This window comes from Bacteroidales bacterium, from assembly GCA_016709865.1.
GTDB lineage: Bacteria > Bacteroidota > Bacteroidia > Bacteroidales > VadinHA17 > LD21.
Window position 1 is genome coordinate 1,203,088 of record JADJLX010000005.1, and the last position, 12,655, is coordinate 1,215,742.

Annotated in this window: 8 protein-coding genes; 5 read left to right on the forward strand and 3 right to left on the reverse strand. The window is 41.1% G+C overall.

Annotation, left to right across the window (positions count from 1 at the left end; translation table 11 throughout):
• Positions 1–301 precede the first annotated feature (301 nt).
• Positions 302–493 (forward strand): cold shock domain-containing protein, encoded by a 192-nt coding sequence (locus tag IPJ16_13590; GenBank protein ID MBK7628205.1) that lies wholly within the window; start codon positions 302–304, stop codon positions 491–493.
• 233 nt (positions 494–726) lie between these two features.
• On the opposite strand, the gene pgl is transcribed toward IPJ16_13590, so the two are convergent.
• Together pgl and zwf are read right to left on the reverse strand one after the other, a co-directional pair.
• Complete coding sequence (gene pgl / locus IPJ16_13595; GenBank protein MBK7628206.1) at positions 727–1,449, reverse strand: 6-phosphogluconolactonase; 723 nt, start codon at positions 1,447–1,449, stop codon at positions 727–729.
• A 34-nt stretch (positions 1,450–1,483) separates the two neighbouring features.
• Positions 1,484–3,010 carry a glucose-6-phosphate dehydrogenase gene (gene zwf / locus IPJ16_13600; GenBank protein MBK7628207.1) on the reverse strand — a complete coding sequence of 509 codons (1,527 nt, stop codon included), beginning with the start codon at positions 3,008–3,010 and terminating at the stop codon, positions 1,484–1,486.
• 407 nt (positions 3,011–3,417) lie between these two features.
• On the opposite strand from zwf, the gene gltB reads away from it, so the two are divergent.
• Together gltB and IPJ16_13610 are read left to right on the forward strand one after the other, a co-directional pair.
• Positions 3,418–7,944, forward strand: a complete 4,527-nt coding sequence (gene gltB, locus IPJ16_13605; GenBank protein MBK7628208.1) for a glutamate synthase large subunit — start codon at positions 3,418–3,420, stop codon at positions 7,942–7,944.
• A gap of 138 nt (positions 7,945–8,082) precedes the next feature.
• Complete coding sequence (locus tag IPJ16_13610) at positions 8,083–9,504, forward strand: glutamate synthase subunit beta (protein MBK7628209.1); 1,422 nt, start codon at positions 8,083–8,085, stop codon at positions 9,502–9,504.
• 52 nt (positions 9,505–9,556) lie between these two features.
• Here the strand turns inward: IPJ16_13610 and IPJ16_13615 are convergent, their stop codons facing one another.
• Positions 9,557–10,720 carry a GHKL domain-containing protein gene (locus IPJ16_13615; protein MBK7628210.1) on the reverse strand — a complete coding sequence of 388 codons (1,164 nt, stop codon included), beginning with the start codon at positions 10,718–10,720 and terminating at the stop codon, positions 9,557–9,559.
• Positions 10,721–11,023: 303 nt separating this feature from the next.
• Between IPJ16_13615 and IPJ16_13620 the strand changes: the two genes are divergently transcribed.
• Both IPJ16_13620 and IPJ16_13625 read left to right on the forward strand, forming a co-directional pair.
• Positions 11,024–11,962: a histidine kinase gene (locus IPJ16_13620; GenBank protein MBK7628211.1), complete on the forward strand. Its 939-nt coding sequence runs from the start codon at positions 11,024–11,026 to the stop codon at positions 11,960–11,962.
• Positions 11,952–12,653 carry a response regulator transcription factor gene (locus IPJ16_13625; protein MBK7628212.1) on the forward strand — a complete coding sequence of 234 codons (702 nt, stop codon included), beginning with the start codon at positions 11,952–11,954 and terminating at the stop codon, positions 12,651–12,653. Before IPJ16_13620 ends, IPJ16_13625 begins: the two co-directional genes overlap by 11 nt.
• The last annotated feature ends 2 nt before the right edge of the window (positions 12,654–12,655 follow it).

Below are 12,655 nucleotides of genomic sequence, written 5' to 3' on the forward strand. Positions count from 1 at the left end.
GAAGTATTATGACAGAATCGATTAAACTCCTATGATTTTATTTTCCCGGTGATTAAGCAGAAATGCGCTGATACTGATAAAACACCGCTAGCGCGGATTTGTAATCCGTGCTTAATTTGTTGGCACCGATTTCATCCCGTTAACTATCGGGACGGCTCCAGCAGATCTGTGTACCTCTGCCCGATCTGCGGGAAATTTTTGCGGCCAACAAAACTGCTAATTATCAGTTTAGTATAAAATTATTGAGATTATCTCAAATAATTTACTTACATTGCGCCACTAATTTTAAAAACAGAATAAAATGAACAAAGGAACAGTGAAATTTTTTAATGTATCAAAAGGATTCGGATTCATTAAAGACGCAGATTCAGATAACGAGTATTTTGTACACGTATCAGGTCTGAAAGATCAGATTAAAGAAAATGATGAAGTTACATTCGAACTTCAGGAAGGTAAAAAAGGAATTAATGCAGTAGATGTAAGACTAGCTTAGTTTATTATCTATACAAAGATTTATTAATCAATCCCGGTCGGCTGACCGGGATTTTTTATTTTATACAACAGGTTATAATCTTTTCTTCTCTTCTTTTTTGGCTTTTTTCGCAGCACGCTTTTCTTTAAGGCTTTTGGTAGCTTCCTTCTTAACCTTAGTCTGTTCTTTTGCTTTTTCGTGTGACATGGCAGTAAAATTTTAAGTTAATAAAATGTATCCAAATATAGAAAAAATTATAATAATGAAGCTGACTCTTTATCAACATACCAGGTTAGCAGACCCTCAGCCGGGGCAATATGAGATGCAGGAAAGGGCAGTGCTTCAGCTCTGTTGTTAATTATTTTTTCAACTATATCAGCTTTCTTCTTTCCTGTTACAAGAAACACCACTCTTGACGCATTATTTATAATCCTGCCCGTAATCGTAATACGCTTCTGATTACTAACAGGATGCGTTGCAACATCGCATATTTTTTCAGAGCTGAGCAAATCCAGATTCCCCGGAAAAATAGATGCAGTGTGGCCGTCATCACCCAGACCCAGAATGACAAGGTCAAACAATGGCAGAGCGCTGCGTCGCTGAGTAATTGACAGTATCTCATCCGAGTACCTTACCGCTTCAATTGCAGGATCCTCTTCACCCTTTATCCTGTGAATATTGGAAGCAGGTATTTCAATTTTATCAATTAATTTCCGTTTTGTCATGCCAAAATTGCTCTCAGGACTATCAGGAGCGACACATCTCTCATCTCCCCAGAAAAGATGCACATTCTTCCAGGAAACTGCTCTGGCATATTGCTCCCCAAGCAATGAGAATAACAACTCAGGAGTTGATCCGCCCGACAGTGCTATTGTAAATTTCTTACCACTATCAGCTGACTCTCTGATCAGCCTGATCATCTCCTCAGCAAATTTCTCTGCAAGATCAAACGGAGTCGGAAATATCTTAAGTTCCATATACACTGAAATAATTTATATGGCGTTAAGCCTTTCACAGTTCACAATACAACTCATCATCCGCCAGATTCTTACATGGATATCTCCATGTTAGCCCATCGCCCTCAATCAGGTCATTTGCATTACGCGGTCCCCATGTACCAGCAGGATAACCGAACACCTTAATATCAGGATTGTTTGCCCAGGCCCGTTGTATAGGTTCAAGAAATTTCCATGCAGTTTCCACTTCATCGTCACGTGAAAATAGAGTTGAGTCGCCTAACATAACATCGTGCAATAAACGCTCATATGCAGATGGTACTCTGATATTTGCAAGATCCTTATAATGGAAATCCATATTTACATTTTTGATATTAAATCCTGCGCCGGGCTCTTTCATATCAAATTTCAGTAGCATACCCTCATCGGGCTGAATACGAATAATAAGCTGATTAGCGGGAAGTTTACCGGCTTCACGCTGAAAAAGGTGATGAGGTGTCTGTTTGAAATGCACAACAACCTCTGTTACCCTTGTTGGCAGTCGTTTACCGGTGCGAATGTAAAATGGAACGCCGCCCCATCGCCAGTTATTAATAAAAAACTTTATAGCAACATATGTTTCAGTGCGTGAATCGACTGATACTCCCTTTTCATACCGGTAACCGGCAACACACTCACCCCTGATAAGCGATCCTGTATACTGGCCTCTAATGACATGTTGAGGAACATCCTCTTCCTTAATAGGCTGCAACGACTGAAAGACTTTAAGAACTTCATTCCGTATTGCATCGGGATCGAGCGAAGAAGGCGGCTCCATTGCGGTTAGTCCAACCATCTGAAGCAGGTGATTCTGAACCATATCCCTAAGAGCGCCGGATGAATCATAATATCCGCCTCTGTCCTCAACTCCAATACTTTCGGCAGAAGTAATCTCCACACGGTGAATATAATTTCTGTTCCACAGAGGCTCAAACATCCCGTTTGCAAATCTTGTAACAAGAAGATTCTGAACCGTTTCCTTACCAAGGTAATGATCTATTCTGAAAATTTGCTCCTCAGAAATCAGTTCATGCAACGTTTTATTAAGCTTTCTTCCTGATTGCAGATCATAACCGAAAGGTTTTTCAATTATCAGCCTTCTGATGCCGTTCTCCTGATTCATCAGTCCAGCCTTAGCCAGGTTGACAGCAATAACCTCATACATACTCGGGGGTGTAGCAAGGTAGAAGATATAGTTTCCCCCGATACTGCAACTCTTACAGATATTCTGCAGAACCAAATTCAGTTCAGTATACCCCGGTTCTTCCGAGCTATCCATAGAATGGTAGTGAAGATCTTTAACAAAAGAAGAGATTAAATCAGAATCCGTAACTTTTTCCTCGGAAAATGAGACGATTGCCTCACTCATCTTTGATCTGAAATCTTCAGTCGTCAGCTTTGTGCGGCCAACACCAACAATTGAATATTTTTCAGGCATCAGGTTCTGAGACCTTAAAGAAAAAATAGCAGGAATCAGTTTCCGGGAAGTCAGATCCCCTGACGCTCCGAAAATAACTATGACTAGGTTCTTTGGATGTTCCATTTTTTGATACTACTGATCTTGTTAGCTCTGATTATTGTTAACAGGTGAATTTACATTTACAAAGTAACAAAAAAAACTCACCTGAGTTCAGTTAATCCGGCTATTATAAAATTGCTACAAATCATAGTGTTAATTAATATGTTTATAACTTTATTAAACAAGAATAACATTTTTATTAATATTTTTATCACAATCTGCGACAATCTGAAAGAAATATAACTATATTTGTCGAAAATTATTAAGATTGATGAATAGATTTGTATCGATATTATCATTACGACTCATTAAAAGGTTATTAGTAATAGACTGAGAATGGTGTTTTGTATCGGATTAGGGATAACCGTTCTCTCAGAAAAAGAGGACGGTTTTTTTTGTAAATTAACAGGTGATTATTTAAGGTATCAATTATGAAAAAAGAACGGCCACAGCAGCAGGGATTGTATCGGCAGGAGTTTGAACATGGTAGTTGCGGAATTGGATTCGTAGCGCATCTTAAAGGCAAAAAATCTCATTCTATCATAAGGCAGGGTCTCGAGATTCTGACAAACATGACTCACAGGGGGGCTGAAGGGGCAGATAGTAAAACAGGCGACGGAGCCGGTGTATTGATACAGGTACCCCGCGATTTTTATCTCATTCAGGGTTATTCACTTCCGCCTGAGGGGCAGTTCGGCACAGGACTGGTATTTTTACCACAGGATAGTTCTGACGCTACCAAATGCCGTGATATACTTCTGAGAATAATAAAGGAAGAGGGTGTAGACCTGATAGGATTCCGTGACGTTCCAAGAAACAATACAGTGATCGGTGAAATTGCACGTGCTGCAGAGCCTGAAATTGTTCAGATTCTGCTTGGTGCTGATATTCAGCAGGAGGATCTTGAACGCAAGCTTTACATAATAAGAAAGCTCACCGAAAACGCAATCCGGAATTCAGATATTAAGCAGAAGAGCTTTTTCTATATCCCAAGTCTCTCAACCAAGGTACTTATATATAAAGGCATGCTCATGTCGAATCAGCTTGGAGAGTATTTTCTCGATCTGAGAGACGAACGTGTACAAAGCGCAATTGCCCTGGTTCACTCAAGGTTCAGCACTAATACATTCCCGAGCTGGGACCTTGCACAGCCCTTCAGAATGCTTGGACATAACGGAGAGATAAACACAATAAAAGGAAACCGGTTCTGGATGGAGGCACGGGAATCAATTCTGAAATCCGATAAACTTGGCGATCTTGCCAGATTGTACCCTATAATTGAACCCGACAAGAGTGATTCTGCTTCTCTTGACAATGTGCTTGAGTTTCTGATTATGAGCGGCAAGTCTCTTCCATACGCCATGTCGGTACTCATTCCTGAATCAATTAATGAAAAGAATCCTATATCCCCCGAGCTTAAGGCTTTTTACCAGTACCACTCAACATTTCTGGAGCCGTGGGACGGACCTGCATCACTAATATTTTCCGACGGAAGATATATCGGAGGAATGCTCGACAGAAACGGGCTGCGTCCATCAAGATATGTAATTACAACAAATGATCTGATTGTACTTGGCTCAGAAGCAGGTGTTCAGACGTTTCCACCGGAAGAAGTGAGAGAAAAAGGCAGACTTAAGGCAGGCAAAATGCTGCTTGTAGATACCCAGGCAGGCAAAATCTACTATGATAAGGAGTTAAAAGCCCAGCTGGCAGCAGAATATCCTTACGGAGAATGGATTCAGCAGAACATGGTGAAGCTTGAGAAAATTCAGGCAGGACATGTTGAGACACCTGAGATGGGTGATCAGTATAATAAATACCTGACATCATTCAATTATTCTCTGGAAGATACTGATAAGATTATCAAGGAGATGGCTGCTACAGGAAAAGAACCCATCGGATCTATGGGTAATGACGTTCCTGTTGCTGTTCTTTCGAGGAAGCCATACCGGCTTTTCAATTATTTTAAACAGCTGTTTGCCCAGGTTACTAATCCGCCTATTGATCCGATCAGGGAGGAATTTGTTATGACTCTTACCGGTTACCTGGGATCGCTGCAGCAAAACCTGCTTGAGACCTCACCCGATCATGTTAAAATGGTAAGGTTCAGAAACCCTGTAATTTCAAATACTTATTTCCAGATTGTAAAGAACTTAAGATACAAAGGATTCTCAGCCGCAAATCTTAATCTGCATTTTGATGCCTTCAAAGGGGCAGAAGGACTGCAAAATGCTGTTGAAAAATTATGTATTGATGCGGAACAGGCTGTTGATGACGGAAAGAACTATATCATCCTGTCCGACAGAGGCATAACAGAAGCTTTGGCTCCAATACCGTCACTTATGGCTGTCTCTGCAGTTCATCATCACCTCATAAAAAAGAGGAAGAGGATGCAGATAGACATTGTTGTTGAATCAGCAGAACCGCGTGAGGTTATGCACTTCGCACTCTTGTTCGGATATGGAGCCAGTATCATAAATCCATACATGAGCTTCGCTGTTATAGATAAGCTTGTAAAGGAAAAAGCCATTCAGCTCGATTACCAGCGTGCAGAAGAGAACTATGTAAATTCGATAAATAAAGGCATTCTCAAGATAATGTCGAAGATGGGGATCAGCACTCTCAGAAGTTACAGGTCATCGCAGATCTTTGAAGCTATCGGAATCCATCATGATGTTATTAATAAATACTTTGAAGGAACTATTTCAAGATTAGAAGGAATAGGCATGCATGAGATTGCCGAAGAGGTTCTTATACCACACAGAAAAGCATTTATTGAGGAACAACAGCCTGATATTCTAACGGAAGGTGTCTACTCCTACCGGAAGAATGGAGAACATCACGCCTGGAATCCGGAAACGATTTCTCTGCTCCAGTGGAGTACAAGGGAAGCTGATTATGGAAAATTCAAAGAGTACAGCAAAAGAGTTGATGCTGATACAGCCAGCCCGGGTTTTATCAGAGGCTTGCTGCGGATGAAAACCAGTCCTATTCCGATCGATGAAGTTGAACCAGTGGAAGATATAATGAAAAGGTTTGTTACTGGAGCAATGTCGTACGGATCAATAAGCCGTGAGGCTCATGAGACTCTCGCAATTGCAATGAACAGGATTGGCGGAAGAAGTAATACCGGTGAAGGAGGTGAAGATCCTGAAAGGTTCTTACCGCTTGAAAACGGGGATAGTGTAAGAAGCGCTATTAAGCAGGTGGCCAGCGGAAGATTTGGTGTAACTACCGACTACCTTGTAAACGCAGATGAAATACAAATCAAGATTGCCCAGGGAGCAAAACCTGGTGAAGGAGGTCAGCTGCCCGGACATAAGGTGGATAAAATAATTGCAAAAACAAGATATTCAATACCCGGGATTACTTTGATTTCTCCTCCTCCCCACCATGATATCTATTCAATTGAAGACCTTTCGCAACTTATCTTCGATTTAAAGAATGTGAATCCCAGTGCCAAAATAAGTGTAAAACTTGTTTCGGAAAGCGGTGTCGGTACAATAGCTGCCGGTGTAACAAAGGCAGGAGCAGATCTGATAACAATTAGCGGATATGAAGGCGGGACAGGTGCAAGTCCTTCATCTTCAATAAAACACGCCGGATTGCCACTCGAACTCGGTCTGTCAGAAACACAGCAGACTCTGGTTATGAATAACCTGAGGAGAAAAGTTATCCTGCAGGCCGATGGTCAGTTAAAGAGCGGTAGAGATATTGTAATTTCTGCCCTCCTGGGTGCAGAGGAATTTGGATTCGCTACTTCAGCTCTGGTTGTCATGGGCTGTGTTATGATGAGAAAGTGTCACCTTAACACTTGTCCGGTTGGAGTTGCCACACAGAATGCAGAGCTGAGAAAGAGATTCAGGGGAAAAGCCGATAACCTGGTTACTTTCTTCAGATTTCTTGCAGAAGAGGTCAGAGAAAATCTTGCAGAACTGGGATACAGAAAGCTTGATGAAATCGTCGGAAGATTCGACCTGCTTGAAAGAAATCCGGAGGTTAACCACTGGAAAATTAAGAACCTCGATCTGAACAGTGTTCTGCATCTTCCAAGTGAATCGGTTGTTAATGCAATGCACTGCTGCGATGTTCAGGATCATAAACTTGACCATATACTCGACATAGGACTAATTGAGGAGGCTGAAAAAGCAATCTCAAATAAAGAACCGGTTGTGATTAACAGGTCTATTCATAATACTGACCGTACAATAGGAACTATGCTTTCCGGCAAAGTAGCGATGCTATATGGATCAGAAGGGTTACCTGACGGCACAATAAAATGCAGATTCAAAGGCTCTGCAGGTCAGAGCTTTGGAGCCTTCCTGTCTCCCGGAATTGAACTTTATCTGGAAGGTGATTCAAACGATTACCTTGGAAAAGGCCTCTCAGGAGGAAGAATCATCGTTGTACCACCGGCAGGATCAACCTTTGAACCTGACAAGAACATAATAATTGGTAATACTGTGCTCTACGGAGCTACCAGAGGTGAAGCATACATTTCAGGTGTGGCAGGTGAAAGGTTTGGGGTAAGAAACAGCGGTGCACTGGCAGTTGTTGAAGGAGTCGGGAACCATTGCTGTGAATACATGACAGGCGGAAGAGTTGTAGTACTGGGTGCAACCGGCAGCAACTTCGCAGCCGGGATGAGCGGTGGTATTGCATATGTCTTTAATGAAAACGGAGACTTTGATTATTACTGTAACATGGGAATGGTGGAACTGTCTCTTGTTGAAGACTATTCAGAAGTTAACGAGCTGACAGAGATCATAAAACGCCACTACAATTATACCCAAAGCAAAAAGGCAAAGATGATCCTTGATGACCCCTGGAAATATATGCAAATGTTCATTAAGGTTATACCATACGACTATAAGAAAGTTCTACAGGAACAGAAGCTTGAAGAGATCAGGAAGAAGATAGCCGATGTGGAGCTGGATCTGGAGATTAGTGCAGGATGATGCTTCGGCTTCGCTCAGCACAAAGGGCACGGGGCACGGGGCGCTGGGCACGGGGCTCGGAGCACAGGGCTCGGGGGTGAGCAACGAGGAACGAGAAACAAGGAACAAGAAACGAGAAACGATTTATAACGGAATAATATGGCTGATGCTAGCGGATTTTTAAAGATAAAAAGAAAGGAAGCAGGAAACAGACCGCTTAATGAAAGGGTCTGCGACCATAGTGAGGTTGAACAGGTGCTTAACAGCGAGGACAGGATGCTGCAGGCTTCAAGGTGCATGGATTGTGGTATTCCATTCTGCCACTGGGGCTGCCCTGTTGATAATCTGATCCCCGAGTGGAACGATCTTTTATATAAAGGCGACTGGAAAGGAGCTGCTGCCAGGCTTACTGCGACAAATAACTTTCCGGAGTTCACAGGCAGGATTTGTCCCGCACCATGCGAACATGCCTGTGTCCTTAATATCAATCAGGAACCTGTAACAATTCGCGAAAACGAAGTCGCAATCGTTGAAAGAGCATTTTCGGAAGGTTACATAAAACCTCTGCCTCCAAAAGTCCGTTCAGGAAAAAGTGTCGCTGTAATCGGGAGCGGTCCTGCCGGAATGGCTGCAGCTGATCTTCTCAACAAGACCGGACATACAGTAACTCTTTTCGAGAAGGATGAAAAAGCAGGTGGGTTACTAAGATATGGTATTCCCGATTTCAAGCTCAGCAAAGCAGTAATCGACAGACGACTTAATCTGATGATGAAGGAGGGACTAATTATTAAAACCGGTGTAACTATTGGTAAAGACATTTCAGGAGGAGAGCTGGTGGAACAGTTCGATGCTATCTGTATTACAATCGGGGCATCTCATCCGAGGGATCTGAATGTCCCCGGAAGAGAACATTCAGGAGTATATTTTGCAATGGATTTCCTTACTCTTCAGAACCGGGTAAACGCAGGACAAATAAGTTCTTCTGATAATCAGATTAATGCTGAAGGGAAAAAAGTACTAGTAATCGGAGGAGGTGATACAGGCTCAGATTGTGTTGGTACGGCAATAAGGCAAAAAGCAGTGAGTGTTACGCAGATTGAAATTATGCCCAAACCACCGGTTACAAGAAAAGAGGATAATCCATGGCCGTACTGGGGTAAGATACTGAAGACTTCAACTTCCCATGAAGAGGGATGTGAAAGACTATGGAATATGTCAACCCTGAGGTTTGTTGGTGATGGTAAAATTACAAAAGGTGCTGAAGTTGAGGAGGTAGCATGGGAATCTTCGAACGGTAAAACTTCTTTTAGTCCGGTACCGGGAACCAGAAGGATTATCGAAACAGATCTCGTACTTCTCGCTTTGGGTTTTGTACACCCGAAACTTGATGGACTACTTTCTGAGATGGAACTTGAACTTGATAACCGGAAAAATATCAAAATTGACGGGAAATTTTCTACCAGCAAACCCAAAGTGTTTGCAGCAGGTGACTCTGTAACCGGAGCAAGTCTGGTTGTAAATGCAATAGCTTCTGGAAGAAAAGTTGCAAAAGAGATTGATAAGTTTCTGATGACCTCCTAGAAATATTTGTTTCCCGCAGATTCCGCAGATGGACGCTGAAGGATTGATTAAATCAGCGAGAATCTTCGAGATCTGCGGGAAATACTTTATTGAGAATTACACTAAAGACAGTCCCTTCAGTTTCATTACTGATAAAACTGACTTTACCATGAAGATAATTCTCCGTTAGCAGTTTTATACTATATGTTCCAATCCCTCTTCCCTGGCCTTTAGTACTGAAAGATCGCTGAAACAACTGCATCTGTATATCCTCCGGTATTACTGCATCGTTTTTTACCCAGAAACGGACTCTTGTTGACTGACTTTCAACTCCCATACTGACTGTTCCCTCCTTTTGAGTAGCTTCCAAAGCATTTTTCAGAAGATTTATCAGTATTCTTTGGAACAATAATCTATCAGTAGCGAAATAAAAATTTGTGCAATCACTGCCGATTTTAATATTTTTATTCTTCCCGACCTCATGAGATTTTATCCTTCCGATCGCTGATTCAATACACTCCATAGAACTCACCGGCTCAATATTCACTTTTAGATCCCCGTTCTCCGCTGCCCTTATCTGTCTGTGCAACATTATTTCCTCAAGCATCTCGCGGCTTGCCTCTTCAGAAAGATTAATCAGTTCACTAGCCTCTTCCGGATTTGTTCCCTCTTTCAGAAGTGAAAGAAGCCCGTTCAGCCCTCCTGCACTGTTCAGCAAATCGTGAAAAAAGATTCTTTCAAGAGCGAACCTTCTTTTTTCATCACTGATATCCTGAAAAATCATTGCATAATATGTCTGACCAGACAATTGAATCGGGGTTGAGCTGATATTAAGATCAAGACTTTTCATTTTACCGTTAACCGTTGTGGTAATTCGTGTCTCCTTTGATGATTTGGTTCCAGTTTTCTGACTTTCCAGTATAACATTAACTGCACCACAGTATGCACAGGAAACTGAAGTTCCGCATCCTGCAGCTTCATCAGTGGAATGAATGCATGATACGACTTCACCTGGTCTTTTACCCAAAACACTTTCAATTGAGTCGAAGCCAAGCAGAGATAAAAATTCAGTATTAGCGAATACTATCTGACGGTTTTGGTCTATCACTGCGCCAATTCCTGTTAAAGACCCAAATATTTCATTAAAAAATTTCTGAGAATAGATCGCTTCAAATTGCCTTTGGATGTCTTCTTTGGAGGTCCTGGCCGCAGGGGCATAGAATGTCTTCTCTTCCATTATTTCCTTATTAAAAACCCAAATTTAAGATGAGCAAAGATAATATTCAAATTAAAAACCTTACTAAAAATTCATTTTACAGATGAAAACATATCATTTGCAGATGCTACTACCAGTCAGGTATATTGGTTTTGATTATTGACCTGCAAGATAATACATTTGTGATGAAAAAATATTTGGCTAATTTTAGGTCAGATTGAGGCACTCCCTTAAATGGACAAAAAGCGGATTCTATACATACATTTTTTCATATGGCTGTTTGCAATTTTTGCAAATCTTCCCTATTCGCATCTGAGTCAGAACATGGAACCGAAAATGATTGTATCCAATACAATCGGTTTTCTGTATCTGATGCTTGTTTTCTATTTATTCTATCTTTTTCTGGCTCCGCTGTTTCTGAATAAACGAAAACTGGTCGAATTCTTCGGATTCTCATTTCTGATAGTATTGATAATGCCCTTCTTCGGATACACTCTGCTTTTTTTATCAAGGGCATTGTTTGAGGGCACTTTTAATGATTTTTACAAAGGATATTCATTCCAATCTCATATGAGTGGCTACTACCCTGTTCTGACAGCTGCAGTATTTGGTTCATTCTTCAGTGTGATAATTAACTGGTTTACAACAATGAATCAAAAAGCAGAACTAGATAAACAGAAACTGGCAGTAGAACTTGACCTGCTGAAAAGCAAACTAAACCCTCATTTCCTGTTCAATACACTCAACAACATTGACTCTCTTATCCACCAAAATACAGAAGAGGCTTCAGCTGCACTCATCAGACTTTCTGAGATGATGCGATACCTTACTTATGAAACATCATCAGAGGTGGTAACACTGAACAGGGAGGTTGATTATATCCGAAACTTCATTGAGCTCTTCAGAATACGTATTAAAACACCTGAGGATGTACGGTTTGAAGAAAATGGCGATATGAATATAAAAATTGCACCCGCACTCTTTGTTCCACTTATCGAAAATGCTTTCAAATTTGCCAGCTTCAGAACAAAAAAACCTTGTGTAGATATTCACCTGACATCAGAAAAAGGGCTGGTTAATTTTAATATTTCGAATTATTTCGATATAAATTCGAATAAATCTGAATCTGCTGATTCAGGATACGGACTCATAAATCTGAGAAAAAGACTCAGCTTAATCTATCCCGGGAAACACTCACTTCTTATAGACCAGGTTGACTCCCGATACAATGTAAAACTAATTATCGACACAAATGCAGATTAACTGTATTGCAATAGATGACGAACCGCTTGCACTGTCAAAGCTGGAGGGATTCATAAATAAGGTTTCCGGACTTAAACTCCAGCGGACATTCGACAATGCAATTGATGCTATCGGCTGGCTGAAGGAGAATAGCACCGATTTGATCTTCCTCGATATTCAGATGGAACAACTCACTGGCATACAATTTATTGAGACTACAGGGACGACAGCAAGAATAGTTATTACCTCAGCGTATGATCAGTATGCGATAAAAGGATTCGAGCTTAATGTGACTGACTATCTGCTCAAACCTTATTCTTTTCAGCGTTTCCTGATGTCAGTAAATAAGGTAATGGGTTACTATTCACATAAAACGGAAATTAAAAACAGCCTCCCGGAAGATGACGGCTATATTTTTGTTAAAACAGAATACCGGCTTGAAAGAGTAGACCTGGATGAAATATTATACATTGAAGGAATGAAAGATTACCTCAGAATAGTATGCCCGGATAAAAAAATCATGACACTTCAGAGCTTTGCAAAACTTGAAGGAAGTCTTCCGGCAAAAAGATTCTGTCGCGTCCACAAGTCTTTTATTGTCGCAATAGATAAAATAAAATCGGTAGAGAGAGGTGTAATAATAATTGCTGACCAGCGGATACCGGTCAGCAATACATATAAAGATAAATTCTTTTCGAAAATAAGAACCTGAGT

What these genes read in the sequence shown, in the direction of transcription:
- IPJ16_13625 (MBK7628212.1), top strand. Translation starts at nt 11,952, where the DNA reads ATGCAGATTAACTGTATTGCAATAGATGACGAACCGCTTGCACTGTCA.
- IPJ16_13620 (MBK7628211.1), top strand. Translation starts at nt 11,024, where the DNA reads ATGGAACCGAAAATGATTGTATCCAATACAATCGGTTTTCTGTATCTG.
- IPJ16_13610 (MBK7628209.1), top strand. Translation starts at nt 8,083, where the DNA reads ATGGCTGATGCTAGCGGATTTTTAAAGATAAAAAGAAAGGAAGCAGGA.
- pgl (MBK7628206.1), bottom strand. Translation starts at nt 1,449, where the DNA reads ATGGAACTTAAGATATTTCCGACTCCGTTTGATCTTGCAGAGAAATTT.
- gltB (MBK7628208.1), top strand. Translation starts at nt 3,418, where the DNA reads ATGAAAAAAGAACGGCCACAGCAGCAGGGATTGTATCGGCAGGAGTTT.
- IPJ16_13590 (MBK7628205.1), top strand. Translation starts at nt 302, where the DNA reads ATGAACAAAGGAACAGTGAAATTTTTTAATGTATCAAAAGGATTCGGA.
- zwf (MBK7628207.1), bottom strand. Translation starts at nt 3,010, where the DNA reads ATGGAACATCCAAAGAACCTAGTCATAGTTATTTTCGGAGCGTCAGGG.
- IPJ16_13615 (MBK7628210.1), bottom strand. Translation starts at nt 10,720, where the DNA reads ATGGAAGAGAAGACATTCTATGCCCCTGCGGCCAGGACCTCCAAAGAA.